Source organism: Roseateles hydrophilus (assembly GCF_026712245.1).
Lineage (GTDB): Bacteria > Pseudomonadota > Gammaproteobacteria > Burkholderiales > Burkholderiaceae_C > Pelomonas > Pelomonas hydrophilus.
In genome coordinates, this window is record NZ_JAPPUY010000003.1 from 568754 (window position 1) to 582884 (window position 14131).

General features: G+C 67.7%; 15 protein-coding genes. 7 read left to right on the forward strand and 8 right to left on the reverse strand.

What is annotated here, in order from left to right:
* Positions 1–2 precede the first annotated feature (2 nt).
* Positions 3–1124 carry a TRAP transporter substrate-binding protein gene (locus NYO99_RS14215; protein ID WP_268167880.1) on the reverse strand — a complete coding sequence of 374 codons (1122 nt, stop codon included), beginning with the start codon at positions 1122–1124 and terminating at the stop codon, positions 3–5.
* A gap of 229 nt (positions 1125–1353) precedes the next feature.
* Between NYO99_RS14215 and NYO99_RS14220 the strand changes: the two genes are divergently transcribed.
* The 6 genes from NYO99_RS14220 to NYO99_RS14245 all read left to right on the forward strand — a co-directional run bounded on the left by NYO99_RS14220 (position 1354) and on the right by NYO99_RS14245 (position 5944).
* Positions 1354–1890, forward strand: coding sequence for a cytochrome b (locus NYO99_RS14220; protein WP_268167881.1), 537 nt, complete (start codon positions 1354–1356; stop codon positions 1888–1890).
* Between the two features lie 14 nt (positions 1891–1904).
* On the forward strand, positions 1905–2441 hold the full coding sequence (locus NYO99_RS14225) for a YceI family protein (protein WP_268167882.1): 537 nt from the start codon (positions 1905–1907) through the stop codon (positions 2439–2441).
* Positions 2442–2490: 49 nt separating this feature from the next.
* The gene (locus NYO99_RS14230; RefSeq protein ID WP_268167883.1) at positions 2491–3057 is read left to right on the forward strand and encodes a YceI family protein; all 567 of its coding nucleotides are present in this window, start codon (positions 2491–2493) and stop codon (positions 3055–3057) included.
* 235 nt (positions 3058–3292) lie between these two features.
* The gene (locus tag NYO99_RS14235; protein WP_268167884.1) at positions 3293–4708 is read left to right on the forward strand and encodes a sensor histidine kinase; all 1416 of its coding nucleotides are present in this window, start codon (positions 3293–3295) and stop codon (positions 4706–4708) included.
* Positions 4705–5103 carry a hypothetical protein gene (locus NYO99_RS14240; protein ID WP_268167885.1) on the forward strand — a complete coding sequence of 133 codons (399 nt, stop codon included), beginning with the start codon at positions 4705–4707 and terminating at the stop codon, positions 5101–5103. Before NYO99_RS14235 ends, NYO99_RS14240 begins: the two co-directional genes overlap by 4 nt.
* A 16-nt stretch (positions 5104–5119) precedes the next feature.
* The gene (locus NYO99_RS14245) at positions 5120–5944 is read left to right on the forward strand and encodes a LytR/AlgR family response regulator transcription factor (RefSeq protein ID WP_268167886.1); all 825 of its coding nucleotides are present in this window, start codon (positions 5120–5122) and stop codon (positions 5942–5944) included.
* A gap of 320 nt (positions 5945–6264) precedes the next feature.
* Here the strand turns inward: NYO99_RS14245 and NYO99_RS14250 are convergent, their stop codons facing one another.
* From NYO99_RS14250 to soxR, 7 genes are all read right to left on the reverse strand, one after another.
* Complete coding sequence (locus NYO99_RS14250; RefSeq protein WP_268167887.1) at positions 6265–6963, reverse strand: hypothetical protein; 699 nt, start codon at positions 6961–6963, stop codon at positions 6265–6267.
* A gap of 17 nt (positions 6964–6980) precedes the next feature.
* The gene (locus NYO99_RS14255; RefSeq protein ID WP_268167888.1) at positions 6981–8177 is read right to left on the reverse strand and encodes a toxic anion resistance protein; all 1197 of its coding nucleotides are present in this window, start codon (positions 8175–8177) and stop codon (positions 6981–6983) included.
* Positions 8174–8815, reverse strand: a complete 642-nt coding sequence (locus tag NYO99_RS14260; RefSeq protein ID WP_268167889.1) for a hypothetical protein — start codon at positions 8813–8815, stop codon at positions 8174–8176. The genes NYO99_RS14255 and NYO99_RS14260 overlap by 4 nt, the downstream gene beginning before the upstream one ends.
* A gap of 5 nt (positions 8816–8820) precedes the next feature.
* Positions 8821–10461 (reverse strand): substrate-binding and vWA domain-containing protein, encoded by a 1641-nt coding sequence (locus tag NYO99_RS14265; RefSeq protein WP_268167890.1) that lies wholly within the window; start codon positions 10459–10461, stop codon positions 8821–8823.
* A complete protein-coding gene (locus NYO99_RS14270; protein WP_268167891.1) occupies positions 10461–11585 on the reverse strand; it encodes a hypothetical protein in 1125 nt (374 codons plus the stop codon). Before NYO99_RS14270 ends, NYO99_RS14265 begins: the two co-directional genes overlap by 1 nt.
* 163 nt (positions 11586–11748) lie before the next feature.
* Entirely contained in the window at positions 11749–12525 is a 777-nt protein-coding gene (locus NYO99_RS14275; RefSeq protein ID WP_268167892.1) for a ferredoxin--NADP reductase, read from the reverse strand.
* A gap of 77 nt (positions 12526–12602) precedes the next feature.
* Positions 12603–13079 (reverse strand): redox-sensitive transcriptional activator SoxR, encoded by a 477-nt coding sequence (soxR, locus tag NYO99_RS14280; protein WP_268167894.1) that lies wholly within the window; start codon positions 13077–13079, stop codon positions 12603–12605.
* A gap of 51 nt (positions 13080–13130) precedes the next feature.
* Here soxR and NYO99_RS14285 point away from each other — a divergent pair, with 51 nt between their 5' ends.
* Positions 13131–14123: a questin oxidase family protein gene (locus NYO99_RS14285; protein ID WP_268167895.1), complete on the forward strand. Its 993-nt coding sequence runs from the start codon at positions 13131–13133 to the stop codon at positions 14121–14123.
* The last annotated feature ends 8 nt before the right edge of the window (positions 14124–14131 follow it).

The window sequence follows — 14131 nt, forward strand, 5'->3', positions numbered from 1 at the left end:
TGTCAGGCCTTCTTGCCTGCCGCCCGGAAGTAGTGGTTGTAGGCCATCTTGAAGTCCACCGTGTAGTCGTTCTGCCAGCCACCGGCGCGTGCGGCAAAGGCCTTCTGGCTGTCCAGGATCTTCTTGAACAGCGGGTTCTCGGCGGCCTTGGCGGCGGTGACCTTGTCCCAGGCGGCGAGCTGGGCGCGCAGCACGCTGTCGGGGGTCTTGTAGAACTTCACGCCGGCCTTCTTCAGCTCGTCGTAGTCCTTGCTGTTGCGCTCGATGGCCTTCCAGCTCATGTCGGCGCTGGACGCCTGCACCGCGTAGTCGATGACGGCCTTGAGCTCGGCCGGCAGGCCGTCGTACTTGGCCTTGTTGAACAGGATCTCGAACTGCTCGCCGCTCTGGTGGAAGCTCTGCAGCATGCAGTTCTTCACCACGTCGGGGAAGCCCAGCACTCGGTCGCTGGAGGCGTTGTTGAACTCGGCCGCGTCGATGAGGCCGCGGTCCAGCGCCGGCACGATCTCGCCGCCCGGCAGCGGGTTGACGGCCGCACCCAGCTCCTTGAACACGTCCACCGCCAGGCCCACGGTGCGGAACTTCAGGCCCTTCAGGTCCTCGGGCTTGGCCACCGGCTTCTTGAACCAGCCCAACGGCTGCGTGGGCATGGGGCCGTACAGGAAGGACACGACGTCGATGTTCAGCGCCGCGTAGACCTCGGCCAGCAGCGCCTTGCCGCCGCCGTAGTTGTGCCAGGCCAGCACCATGTTCGGGTCCATGCCGAAGGCCGGGCCCGAGCCCCACAGGGCCAGCGCGTTGTTCTTGCCGTAGTGGTAGGCCACGACGCCGTGGCCGCCGTCCAGCGTGCCCTTGTTGACCGCGTCCAGCAACTGGAAGGCAGGCACCACCGAGCCCGAGGGCAGCACCTCGATCTTGAGGCGGCCGCCGGCCATGTCGTTCACCTTTTTGGCGAAGTCCTGCGCGTACTCGTGGAAGATGTCTTTCGCCGGCCAGGTGGACTGGAAGCGCAGCGTGGTGGTCTGCGCGGTGGCGATCATGGGGGCCGCCAGGGCACCCGCCCCGGCGGTGGTGGCCGCTGCCGTCTTGATGAAGCGACGACGTGCGCTGGGTTTCTGGGTCATTGGGCTTGTCTCCATCGGTGTAGTGGGAATGCGCCTCGAACAGAACAGAACAACCTCGGCGGCCGGCGCGGGCCGCGCCCTGAATGTCTGGCCCCGGGGCTGCGGCGCGCAACTGGGTCAAACCCCCGCGAAGCCCCGCGGCGGGCCCGGGCTGTTCAAAATCGCTGAACAATGGCGACAAGGCGGGTGAACCGCTGGCCAGCTTGTCGGGAACACACTGCGAGCCATCATGAGCACTGCCACCCGCTACACCCCCATCGCCATCGTGCTGCACTGGTTGCTGGCCCTGGCCATCGTTGGCGCCTTCGGTGTCGGGCTCTACATGACGGAGCTGCCGTTCTCGCCCGCGCGTCTCAAGCTGTACAACTGGCACAAGTGGGCCGGCGTCACCATCCTCGCGCTGTCGGCGCTGCGGCTGCTGTGGCGCCTCACGCACCGCCCGCCGGCCGATGCGCCCATGCCCGCCTGGCAGGCCAAGGCCGCCCACGCCGTGCATCACCTGCTTTACGTGCTGTTCTTTGCTGTGCCGCTGGCCGGCTGGGCCTACAGCTCGGCGGCGGGCTATCCCATCGTGTGGTTCGGCGTGCTGCCGCTGCCCGACTTCGTGCCCAAGGACCCCGGCCTGGCCGACACCTTCAAGCTGCTGCACAAGCTCTCGGCCTACGGCCTGGCGCTGCTGGTGCTGGCCCATGTGGGCGGCGCCATCAAGCACCACTTCATCGACCGCGACGGCCTGCTCGCCCGCATGGGCATCGGCCGCGCCTGACCCCAGGATTCACCATGAAACGACTGCTTTCCGCGCTGCTGATCGCCACCACCGCGCTGGCCGCGCAGGCTGCCGCCACGCTGCAGCCCGCCAAGAGCGAGCTGGCCTTCACCTTCAAGCAGATGGGCGTGCCGGTGGACGGCAAGTTCACGAAGTTCGAGGCCCAGCTGGACTTCGATGCCAAGAAGCCCGAGGCCGGCAAGATCGCCTTCACGGTGGACCTGGGCAGCGTGTCGCTGGGCGACGCCAGCTTCGACGCCGAGGTGGCCAAGGCCCCGTGGTTCGACACCAAACGCAACGGCCGCGCCACCTTCGTGTCCACCGCCATCAAGCCCAGCGGCCCCGGCAAGTACGACGTGGCCGGCAAGCTGACCATCAAGGGCGCCGTGCGCGACGTGGTCGTGCCCATCACGCTGGCCAATGGCGTGGCCGCCGGCAGCGTGGCCATCAAGCGCCTGGACTACAAGATCGGTGACGGCGAATGGGCCGACACCTCCATGGTGGCCAACGACGTGACCGTCAAGTTCAAGTTGTCCTTCGCCGGCCTCTGAGCCGCCTTTCTTTCCTTCCGTCCTTCCCTCACCCCCGGAGACCCTCCCCATGAAGCACACCCTGCTGCTTGCCTCCCTGTTTGCCGCCGCTGGCGCCGCTCAGGCCCAGAGCGCCACCTACGCCATCGACCCGACCCACACCCAGGTCTTCTTCGAGGCCAAGCATTTCGGTGTCAGCACCAACCGCGGCCGCTGGGTGCAGAAGGAAGGCACGGTCACGCTGGACAAGGCCGCCAAGACCGGCAAGGTCGACCTGACCATCGACATGGCCTCGGTCTCCACCGGCATCGGCCCCTTCGACGGTCACCTGAAGAGCAAGGACTTCTTCGCCGTGGAGCAGCACCCGACGGCCAAGTTCGTCGGCGAGCAGTTCACCTTCAACGGTGACAAGGTCGTCAGCGTCGCCGGCACGCTGACCATGCTGGGCAAGGCCAACCCCGTCACGCTGACGGCCAGCAGCTTCGGCTGCTACGAGAACCCGCGCCTGAAGCGCGAGGTCTGCGGTGGCGACTTCGAGACCACCATCCAGCGCAGCCAGTGGGGCATGACCTACGGCCTGCCGGGCATCCCCGACAGCGTGCGCCTGCTGATCCAGGTCGAAGCCATCAAGCAGTAAACCTGCTGCTGGATTGCGCCCAAGCCCGCCGCCCGGCGGGCTTTCGCGTTTCTGGCGTGACGTATTCACGGGCGCGCGGCGGCGGCCCGGCGCGCGCCGTGCGGCCTGTCGGGCGCTCGTGCAGTTCGTCAACGGCGACGGCCGGCGCGTCGCTTCGGCCGCGCCCGCCCGCACCGGCCTGCGTACAGTGTCCCCAACGACACCGAATCACCCCGGCCCCACCGCCCTCCCGGTCATGACTCCCTCCTTCACCCCCAGCCCCCAGCAGAAGCTCTGGATCGAGCGCTGGCAGCGCTTCTCCAGCGCGGCGGTGCGCTACTTCCACCTCTATGCCGGCTGGCTGGTCGGCATCAGCTGGAAGCGCTTTGCGTTGCTGTCCGTGGCGCTGCTGATCGCTGTCAACATCCTGCAGGAGCTGCCCCCGTTTACCTGGCGGGTGAGCGAGCAGATCGAGCGCTCGGACAGCGCCGAGAAGGCGCGGCGCCAGGCCCGCAAGGCGGCCGAGCAGGCGGTGGAGCAGGCCAAGAAGGCGGCCGAGCAGGCGCGCAAGAGCACGAGCAAGGTGCCCTACGAGGTCAAGATCGACGAGCGCGGCGTGCACATCCGCCCCGCCCAGCCGGCCTCGGCCGCCAGCGCGGCGGCCAGCGCCGCAGCGACGGACGCCCCCACCATCGAGATCGAGTTCCCCAAGAGCATGCGGGCCGACGACATCCGCGAGGCGCTGGAGCAGGCCAAGGACAAGCTGGAGGCGCTCAAGCAGGAGGCCGAGGAGGTCAATGACCTGCAGGACGAGGTGGCCCAGGCGCAGCGCGCGCTGGAAGAGCTGGTGGCCAGCCAGGCCGAGGAGACGGCCGAGTCCCGCACCCGCGTGACCGTGGTGCGCCTGGGCGATTCGCTCAACGAACTGGCGGTGCTGTGGATCCTGGCGTCGGCCGTCATCAAGGGCATGTACAAGGGCCGCATCCAGGCCGAGGTCAAGGCGGCGCAGGCCACCGAGAGCGCCGAGGCCGAGGCGCTGAAGCGCCAGGTGATCGAAGCCCGCATGGCCGCCATGCAGGCCCAGGTGGAGCCGCACTTCCTGTTCAACACGCTGGCCAGCATCGACCACCTCATCGAGGTCGATCCGCCCACTGCCAGCAAGATGCAGAAGAACCTCATCGCGCTGCTGCGGGCCTCCATGCCCACCATGCGCGAGGCCAACGCCACCGCCACCCGCGACCTGGGCCGTGAGCTGGCCGTCATCCGGCCCTACCTCGAGATCCTGAAGATGCGCATGGAAGAGCGCCTGCAGACCGAGATCGACGTGCCCGAGGGCCTGATGTCGGCCGAGTTCCCGCCCATGATGATCCAGGGCCTGGTGGAGAACGCCATCAAGCACGGCCTGGAACCCAAGGCCGAGGGCGGCAAGCTGACCGTCAAGGCCGAGATCCTGCACGGCAAGCTGGCCGTCACCGTGGCCGACACCGGCCTGGGCTTCGGTCGCGCCGCCACCTCCGGCACCGGCGTGGGCCTGGCCAACATCCGCGAGCGCCTGCAGCTGCTGCACGGCGCCAAGGCCAGCGTCACCGTCACCGAGAACCAACCCACCGGCACCGTCGTCACCATCACCGTGCCCTATCGCAGTCGCAACGAAGAAGGAGCGTCCGTATGAAAACCGCGTTCAAGATCCTGTTCGCCCTCACCGCACTGATGGTGCTGCTGGCCCTGTTGGCCGGTGCCACGCTGCTGACGCAGGACTTCACCGACATGCATGTCGTCATCAACGATGAGGAGGTCTTCCTCAGCGGCATGGGCGACTGGCTGGGCGCGGGGCTGGGCCTGCTGATCAGCGGCGTCGTGTGCCTCGTCGTCGTGCCGCTGGTGCTGCTGCTGGGCGTGGCGCTGCCGCTGCTCATCGTGGGCGGCGTGGTGGCCGCCGTGATCGCCATGGCGCTGGGCGTGGGCGCCGTGCTGGGCTCGCCGCTCATCCTGCTGGCCCTGCTGCTGTTCGTCGTGCTGCGTAACCGCAGCCGTGCCAACGCCGCGCGTTCGGCGGCCTCGGTCTGATCTAGCATCCGGCGCCATGAGCAACACACCCATCCGCGCCGTGCTGGCCGACGACGAACGACTGATGCGCGAGCAGCTGCGCGCCCGGCTCACCGAGGTCTGGCCCGAGCTGGACATCGTGGCCGAAGGCAAGAACGGCCTGGAGGCCGTCGAGCTGGTCAAGGAGCACAAGCCTGACCTCGTGTTCCTGGACATCCGCATGCCCGGCCTGACGGGCGTGGAGGCGGCCAAGCAGATCGCGCAGCTGCCCGATGACGACGACTGGCTCGTGCCCGAGATCGTCTTCATCACCGCCTACGACCAGTACGCCGTCGAGGCCTTCGAGCAGGGTGTGGCCGACTATGTGCTCAAGCCCGCCGAGCGCGACCGCCTGCAGCTGACGGTGGCCCGCATCAAGAAGCGCCTGGCCCAGCGCGACGCGCCGTCCGCCGACTTCAGCGACAGCGCCCCGGCGCCTCTGCAGCAGTTGCTGCACAAGCTGTCTAGCCAGATGAACCCGGCCGCCGCCAAGCCGCAGTACCTGCAGTGGATCCAGGCCACCGTGGGCCAGGCCATCCAGATGATTCCGGTGGAGGATGTGCTGTTCTTCATCAGCGACGAGAAGTACACCCGTGTGCAGACGGCCAAGATCGAGGCCCTGATCCGCAAGCCCATCAAGGAGCTGGTGGACGAGCTGGACCCGCAGCTGTTCTGGCAGATCCACCGCTCCACGCTCGTCAACGCCCGCGCCATCGACGGCATCACGCGCGACTTCCGCGGCCGCCAGCTGGTGGGCGTGAAGGGCCTGACCGAGAAGCTGGAAGTCAGCCGCAGCTACACGCACCTGTTCAAGGGCATGTGAAGCTGCCGCATGGCGCGGGTTGGGCGCAGGCGCGCGGGCAGACCTAATGCTTCGTGTCCCCCGGCCCGCTGCGCGGACCTCCTCCTTTACCTTCGCATCAGGCCTACCCGCACTCCTGCTCAGCGTTGTAGTCGGTCTTCTCCGCGAAACACAGATGGTGGAGAAGCCGCGTCCAGGCGCACAACGGGCTCGTCGAGGGTCAGTATGCATGCGCGAACATGTTGGGGTTGCCACCCCAACCTACCGAGCTAGCCGTGGGGTACTAGTCGTTGGGGTTCACTGCGTTCACCCCTACCTACTGCGGGGGGATGTGGCAGCGGTCAGGTCTCGCCGCGTTCATAGAAGCGATCAAAGAGTTGTTGTCCCCACTGAAAGGACGGATCTTCGGCAACACCGGCGTCAAGGAACTTAGCGAGATCAACCGCGAGTCGCGCGACAGGGTTCTCAGCGAAGAACTGTTCAGCTCGGTCTTGGGCAGCTTCTGAGTCACTGGGCCTATTGCCGGCGGCACTCATGAGAGCTGGAGAAGCCTTGTTGTGTACGACGAGATTGCGCACGGCTTTGCACTGGAGTGCAGCGTTGCGCAGCCGCGCTGCTACAGAAACCCCAAGCAATGGAAGAAGGACGTCAATCTTCGTGTCGAAGTCCGATCCGCGCAGGGCGTCGGTGATGGTCCCGGCAGAGAAGCCGCGAATTCGGAGAAGTATGCGGATCAAGGCATTGACTTCGCCCTCGATCAAAGTGAACAGAAGTACGACACCCGACTTTGCTTCACCCTCATTCAGGCAGTGCTCGATTAGCCGCATCTCCTCTTCAACTCTAGTGACCAGAATCTCAAACGCGTCGTCGTGCGATTTTCCAAGGCCAATCAATGCGTCAAAGAATTTTTCCCGCGTAACGGTTTCTGGATCGATGCGGCCGCTGTGAATCATCCGGGCGAGCGGCAGGATCACCATGGCAAAGAGCATGTGGCTTTGCTCTGCCTTGGATACGAACTCAACAACGTTGTCCGTGGGCATGCTGGCAAAGATGACGTTTAAAGCCTCACCGGCCCCGCCACACCCCCACCCGCCACCGCCTCTCGCGCCTGCTGCTGCCGCGTCCGGTCCACATAGCTGTCCGCCCGCTGCAGCTGCGCCTCGATGAGCTTGTTGTTGGCGCCCATCGTCGCAATCGCCTTGGACCGGAAGTTGTCCATCGCGTCCATGGCCTGGAAGGTCTGGTCGAACATGGACTGGATCTGCTCGATGCCCAGCATGGGGTTGGACGCGAACTCGGCCGTCTGGTCGACGTGCTGGTTCAGCGCCTGGCCGGTCTGGTTGATGAGGTTGCCGATGGTCGCGTTGACGCCTTGCAGCATCTTCATGACCTCGATCTGGTTGCCGGTGGCGCGCGCCACCGTCTGCGCGACGGCCAGCGCGCTCATGCCGGTGGTGGCCACGCGGTCGCAGCCGATCATCATTTCGCGGCCGGTCTTCTTCAGCACGTCCAGCGCCAGGTAGCCATTCACGCAGACGGCCTGCTGGGTCTGGATGTCGGCGAGGTTCTGGCGCGCGTAGAACAGCACTTCCTGCTCCAGCGCCTTGGCCTTCAGCGGGTCGGTGCCTTTCAGCTGCTCCACGCGCTCGGCCAGCCGCGTGTCCAGCGTGCGGGCGAAGCGGGCGGCGGCGGCGAGGGACTGCATCGCGTCCCACAGCTTGGTGCGCGTGGCCTCGATGTCGATGACGTCCTTCTGGATGCCGTCCTTGGCCGCGTAGAGCTGCGTCATGCTGGTCTGCAGCTGGCTGGCGGCGCTCTCGAACTTGCGGAAGTAGGCCTCCAGCTTGTTGCCGAACGGGATCAGCCCCAGCAGCTTGCGCGGCTGCAGCAGGTCGCCGTCCTTGCCGGGGTTCAGCTCGTCCAGCTGCGCGCGGATGGCGTTGATGGCCTGGTAGGCCGGCGTGTCCGTCGCGCCGACAAAGTTGCGCTGCATCAGGCTGCCTTGCATCAGGCTGGCGGCGAGGCTGATCTCCTGGCGGCCGAGCTGGAAGGCGCTGTCGAGCTTCTGCTTGAACGGCTCGCTGTGCAGGTCTTCCTTCTCCAGCGCGTCGATGAATCGGCGCACCTGCTCGTCGACCTGGTTGGCGAGTTCGGGCTTCAGCGGCACGGCCTCGACGGCCTGCGGCGCCTCGACCGGCGTGATGACCTCCGGCGGCGTCAGCGTGAAGGCGGGCTTGGTGGTGATGTCGCTCATGGGTGCTTGGCTCCGAACTTCTGTTTGAGGAATTCGCTGTGGCGCAGGAAGGCCTGAGCGTCCTGCCCGGCCAGGTCATCGCCCAGCTGCTCGACCTTGGCCTCCAGCTCGGTCAGCACACCTTCGAAGGTGGCCTGCGCCGTCATGCCGTTGCTGAGCAGCTTCTTGGTCGCGAACTGCGGTGGGATGCTGAGGTAGGTGTTCAGCGCATCGGGCAGGTAGCTGATGGCGATGTGGCGCGCATGGAAGCTCTCCTGCAGCGGCAACTGGCCCTTGCTGCGCTCCCACTGGTCCAGCAGGCCTTCGAGCTTGCCGCACAGGTTCTGGATGCGCGTGGCCAGGGCACCGGGGATGCGGTTGCCGGGGTTGTGCTCGGTGAGCCGCCGCACGCCGGACAGCGCCCGGCCCATGGCCTCGCGGGCGTCGCCCTCGTCCTTGAACTGCAGCGCCTCCCACTCGGCTTCCTTGAAGCTGGGCCATCCCCACCACAGCGCGCCGACGACGAGGCCGCCCGCGTAGCCCAGCGCAGCCACGCCGAGGCCCAGGCCGGCCAACAGGCCTAGCGCCTTCAGCACCAGCACGCCGGTAGCGGCGAGCAGGCCGCACCAGTTGGCCGGTGCGTTGAGCCATCGAAACAAGGCGCTCATTGGTAGCTGCGAATGTCTTTGAACACCGCGTAGAGCGGCGTCTTGCGCGCGTCGAACACGCGGCCGCCGGTGATGGACACCAGCTGCTTCAGGTCGCCCTCGGCGGCGTCGCCGTACAGCACCATGAAGACGGGGATGCCGCGCACGTCCTCGGGCAGTTGCTCGTAAGCCTGCTTGAATGCATCGAGGTTGCGGCCCACGGTGTTCTTGCCGTCGGTGAAGGCGACCACCGAGTACTGATAGTCGGGGTTGAGCTTGCGCTGCTCCAGCATGTGGTTGAGCGCGGCCAGCACCGAGTCGTACAGCGCCGTGCCGCCGGCCATGCGCAGGCTGTCGGCGCTGTCACGCACTCGTTGCAGCTCGGCTTTCTTGGCGTCGGTGTCGGCCTGCGGCGCCACACCCTTGGCGACCCGCGTGCCGGCCGGGATCTCGAACAGCACCGGCTCGCGCGGCCGGTCGCTGAAGGGCAGGAACCACAGCTTCTCGCGGTTGGTCAGCTTGGCAACGCGGCCGGTCAGCGACACGTCGGCGCCAGCCAGGTAGTGAATCGCTTCGACGAGCTGCTCGCGCCGCTGGCCCTGCATGCTGCCGCTGGTGTCCAGCACGAAGGTGCTGGCGATGGGCTTGCGGAACTCGTTCAAGTAGGCGTCAATGAGGCCGTCGGCCAGCTGGCGGTCGGGCGAGAACGGCAGCTCCACCTGGAAGCCGCGCGCGGGCAGCAGGTCGGCGACCTGCGCGGCCAGCTCGGCCTTCATCGGCCGGCGCAGTGTCTGGCGTGCCAGCCACAGCTGGGCCGTGTCGCCCTTGAGGTACTCGACGACCTTCAGGTAGTCGGCGCGTTTGGCGTCGTTCAGCAGCATGAACGGGTAGTCGGCTGTCGACACGCCTTCGAACGGGTAGATCAGGTGCAGCTTCTCGCGCAGCTTGCCGCTGGCGTTCAGGCTGAGCAGCCAGCTCTCGTAGTTGATGAAGGCGTTGGCGCGCGTGCCCTGCTGCCTGGTGAACTGCTCGGCGAGATACGTGGAGTTGTCGCCCACGATCTTGTAGCCGGTCAGGAAGTCGGCAATCGCCTGGCGGTCCACGTCCGCGGCGGTCAGCGCCTCGCCCTTGCCACCGGCAGCCGCCACCACGCCCAGCAGCGCCATGAAGCCCTGGTTGCTGGTGGCCGGGTTGCTCAGTGCGTAGCGCAGCTCGCCGCGCTTGGCGGCCTTGGTGATGTCAGCCCAGGTCAGCTTGGCGTCGGGCTTGTTCCAGCCGAAGCGCGCCGCGTCGCTTTCGCTGACGCCCACCGCGATGGGCGACAGCATGATCTTTTCCTGCAGCTTCACGCGCCCTTGGCCGGCGGCGTCGCTGAGCAGGTACTTGGCGTTGGCGAACCAGGCGGCGTCGGCGGTCGATCCGCTCAGCACCTCCTGCGTGCTCTCCATCGTGCCGCCGAAGCGGAAATGCACGGCCACGCCGGTGGCCGCCTCGATCTGCGCGGCCAGCGGCTCCAGGTCCTTGAGGTCGCTGGTGGCCAGCACCTGCAGCGTCGTCTTCGGGGCGGCAGGCGCTGCGGCGGGGGGCGCCGGCTCGTCACGCCTGCTGCAGGCGGTGAGCGCGGCGGCGGCCAGCAGCACGAGGGCGAGGCGTCGCATCATTGGTTCATCTCCCGGCTCACGGTGTCGATCATCTCGAACATCAGGTCGAAGCCCGGCGGGTCCACCACCTGGCGCAGCTGCGTGTCCACGGCCAGGCCGGCCTGCTGGGCCGTGGCGGCAAATGCGGCCGGGTCGCCGGTGCGAAAGCCCAGCTCCAGCGCAATGGCCTGCAGCGCCTTGTTCGTGGCCAGCAGCTCGGCCAGCTTGCGGCCGCGCTCGTTCATGGCCACGATGACCAGCTTGTTGACGATGGTGGGCTGCGGGTACATCAGCACCATCTCCGGCCGCAGCCCGCCGCCGGCCTTCTGCGCCTGGGCCAGCATCTGGCTCTCGTAGATGAAGGCCAGCGGCGTCTTGCCCATGCCGATGGACAGGTAGTCATCGAAGGCGCCGTTGACGTAGTTCTCCTGGAAGCCCTGGCGCTTGAACAGCTCGGCCAGCGTCAGCGCCAGCTCGTTGCCGCGCGCGCGGTCGCTGACGACCTCGCCATTGAGCGCCTGCGAGGTCAGCGCCAGGTACATCGCCGCCGAGTTGCTGCGGCGGATGTCTGTCGTCGACACCAGCACGCTGCGCGACACGGCGTAGTCGCCGCTGTCCTTCAGGTCACGCCAGCGCTTCTTGGCCAGCATGGCCTCGGTCAGCTTCTCCATGTCCAGGCCGTAGACCTTGGGCGCCATGGGCTGGGCCATGCGGTTGGCGACGAGGATCCTGGCCACCGGCTCCCAGGACGCCACCACCAGCGGCGTGTGGAAGGGGGAGCTCTGCGTGGCCGGCTTGTTGGCCTTGCGCGCGGCGTCCAGGATCATGTTGGCGGCCACCACGCCGCTGGCGAAGAAGAAGTCCGGCGCCTCGGCCAGCTTGCCCGCCATGTCGCGGCTGCCCACGCGCTGGGCCTGCACCGGCAGGCGCTCGGCCGCCAGCAGGCGGGCCACCCGCTCGTCCTTGAAGAACGGGTCCATCTCCACGGTCACCAGGCCCTTGAGCGGCGCGGTCTGCGCGATGACGGTCTGCTCGTGCTCGAGCGCCTGGGTCTGCTGGTTGTTGCGCAGCGCCCAGAACAGTGCGCTGCCGAACAAGGCCAGCACGACCAGCGTGCCGGCGATGCGCTTGGGGGTGTTCATCGGGCTTGTCTCGCCTCCTGCCATGTGGACAGGTGCGGAGTGTGCCCCCTCCCGGGGTACAGCCAAAAGTCAGGCCAGGGCAGGAATCACCTGAGGCCGGGCCTGAGCGTCCCTCATGCGGGACGCGCTTGCAGCGCTGCCGCTCCCGCGGCAGCGGCGGAGCTCACTTCTCGACGAATGCGCGCTCGATGACGTAGTCGCCCGGCGTCGTCGTGCTGCCTTCCTTGAAGCCGCGCACTTCCAGCATGGTCTGCATGTCCTTCAGCAGCGCCGGGCTGCCGCACAGCATGATGCGGTCGTTCTCCGGGTCCAGCGGCGGCAGGCCCAGGTCGGCCTGCAGCTTGCCGGTCTGGATCAGGTCGGTGATGCGGCCCATGTTCTTGTAGGACTCACGCGTCACGGTCGGGTAGTACATCAGCTGGTGGCTGGCGTACTCGCCGAGGAACTCGTGCTTGGGCAGGTCCACGGTGAGGTGGTCGTGGTAGGCCAGCTCGGCCACCTCGCGCACGCCGTGCACGATGATGACCTTCTCGAAGCGCTCGTACGTTTCCGGGTCGCGCACGATGCTGATGAACGGCGCCAGGCCCGTGCCGCTGCCCAGCAGGTACAGGTTCTTGCCTGGCAGCAGGTAGTCGATCAGCAGCGTGCCCGTGGGCTTGCGGCCGACGATGATCTTGTCGCCCGGCTTGATGTGCTGCAGCTTGGAGGTCAGCGGGCCATCCGGCACCTTGATGCTCAGGAACTCGAGGTTCTCCTCGTAGTTGGCGCTGACGATGGAGTAGGCGCGCAGCAGCGGCTTCCCGTTGTCGCCGGTCAGGCCGATCATCGTGAAGTGGCCGTTGGAGAAACGCAGCGCCTGGTCGCGCGTGGTCGTGAAGCTGAACAGGCGGTCGGTCCAGTGATGGACGGTCAGGACGGTCTCTTCGTGGAAGGCACTCATGGGCGCTCGCTGAGGTTCGGGTGACGGGTTAACCCGACATTTTCGCCGGGAACTGAGAAGCGGCAGTCGCGCAAGGGTCAACGCTCGGTTTCTATGCGCAGAAGCCTCGCGCCCACGCCGCTCGCGCCGGCCTCGTCCTGCGGGTTGTAGAGCGCGCAGGCCTTCAGCGACAGGCAGCCGCAGCCGATGCAGCCGGTGAGTCGCTCGCGCAGCTGTTGCAGCGCGGCGATGCGGGCATCCAGCAGCGGCGCCCAGCTGGCAGACAGGCGCGCCCAGTCGGCCTTGGTCGGTGTCCGACTGTCGGGCAGTGTGGCCAGCGCCGCCTTGATCTGCGGCAAGCTCAGCCCCACGGCCTGTGCCGCGCGGATGAAGGCCACGCGGCGCAGCACATGGCGCGGGTACTGGCGGTGGCCGCCGGGCGTGCGGCTACCGGCCAGCAGGCCCTCGGCCTCGTAGAAGCGCAGGGCGCTGGCCGCCACCCCGGCGCGCCGGGCCAGCTGGCTGATGGTCAGCGGCGCGCCCGCAGCCGGCCCGGCATCGCTGCTTGACTTCAAGTTAACTTCAACTTCGATCATGGCGGCCATGTTCCCACGATTGGAGTTGCCATGTTGATGACCCCCGCTGCCGCGCCCGCCACGCCGGCCCAGCTGCACCACCTGCTCGAGGCCGGCCAGGCCTGGTCCGCCACCTACCGTGGCCGCATGAGCAACCACCTGCCGATGGCCCAGCAGGCCTTGCTGGATCTGGGCGCCTCGGCCGAGCGGCTGCAGGCCTTCACCGAGGCGGAGGAGACGCATCTCGAGCCGCGTGATCCCGCGCGGCCGTCGCCCGTCGATGTCGCGCGTGACCTTGGCCGTCCGGACAGCGACGTTGCCTGGCGCGCGCATTTCGCCGGCCGTATCACCAAGCTCGGCTCACCTGCCGCGCTGCGCGAGGCCTTGCCGCTGCTGCTGCCGGGCGCCGGGGCGATCGCCTTCCACGGCCTGATCCGTACGGGCCACGCCGTGCTGGCCGGGCACGACGGCGAACTGGCTGCGGGCCTGGCGCATTGGGCATCGAACGCCATGGCGCTGCCCACGGCCGACGGCGCGCCGCTGGCGCTGGCCGACTGGCTGCGGGCGCTGACGTCGCTGCCCCGCCCGGCTTACCCGGCCGGCAGCTTCATCAGCGACCGCATGCAGGCCGCGGGCGGCACGGCCGGCTTCGCATCCATCGCCGGACGGTTGCAGCACGGGCCCGGCACGCTGCGTGACCTCGCGCTGCTGGCTGCGCGCACCTATGCGGCCACCGGCAACTTCACCGTGCTGCACCTGCTGACCGCCTGCCACGCGATGACCGTGCTGCAGCCGGCGTGGCCCTCGCCCGAGCTGCCGCGCGGCTTCAGCGTCGCCGCCGCAGCCGGGCTGCTCGCCAGCGGCGCGGCGCCGTCATACGGGCTGGATGAGCTGCCCTGCCGTCCCTGGCCAGTGCTGATCACCGCCGCCTGCGAGCAGGACGACGCGCACGTCATCAAGCTCACCCACGCCGCCTGGCGTCTGGACCGCCGGTGGCCGGACCCGGCCTGGCGTCGTGCCGTGCAGCGTGCCATTCCAGTTTGATGGAATGC

Bases quoted from the DNA above. Each gene is read 5' to 3' on its own strand.
- NYO99_RS14215 (WP_268167880.1), bottom strand. From the start codon at position 1,124: ATGACCCAGAAACCCAGCGCACGTCGTCGCTTCATCAAGACGGCAGCG.
- NYO99_RS14220 (WP_268167881.1), top strand. From the start codon at position 1,354: ATGAGCACTGCCACCCGCTACACCCCCATCGCCATCGTGCTGCACTGG.
- NYO99_RS14225 (WP_268167882.1), top strand. From the start codon at position 1,905: ATGAAACGACTGCTTTCCGCGCTGCTGATCGCCACCACCGCGCTGGCC.
- NYO99_RS14230 (WP_268167883.1), top strand. From the start codon at position 2,491: ATGAAGCACACCCTGCTGCTTGCCTCCCTGTTTGCCGCCGCTGGCGCC.
- NYO99_RS14235 (WP_268167884.1), top strand. From the start codon at position 3,293: ATGACTCCCTCCTTCACCCCCAGCCCCCAGCAGAAGCTCTGGATCGAG.
- NYO99_RS14240 (WP_268167885.1), top strand. From the start codon at position 4,705: ATGAAAACCGCGTTCAAGATCCTGTTCGCCCTCACCGCACTGATGGTG.
- NYO99_RS14245 (WP_268167886.1), top strand. From the start codon at position 5,120: ATGAGCAACACACCCATCCGCGCCGTGCTGGCCGACGACGAACGACTG.
- NYO99_RS14250 (WP_268167887.1), bottom strand. From the start codon at position 6,963: ATGCCCACGGACAACGTTGTTGAGTTCGTATCCAAGGCAGAGCAAAGC.
- NYO99_RS14255 (WP_268167888.1), bottom strand. From the start codon at position 8,177: ATGAGCGACATCACCACCAAGCCCGCCTTCACGCTGACGCCGCCGGAG.
- NYO99_RS14265 (WP_268167890.1), bottom strand. From the start codon at position 10,461: ATGCGACGCCTCGCCCTCGTGCTGCTGGCCGCCGCCGCGCTCACCGCC.
- NYO99_RS14270 (WP_268167891.1), bottom strand. From the start codon at position 11,585: ATGAACACCCCCAAGCGCATCGCCGGCACGCTGGTCGTGCTGGCCTTG.
- NYO99_RS14275 (WP_268167892.1), bottom strand. From the start codon at position 12,525: ATGAGTGCCTTCCACGAAGAGACCGTCCTGACCGTCCATCACTGGACC.
- NYO99_RS14285 (WP_268167895.1), top strand. From the start codon at position 13,131: ATGTTGATGACCCCCGCTGCCGCGCCCGCCACGCCGGCCCAGCTGCAC.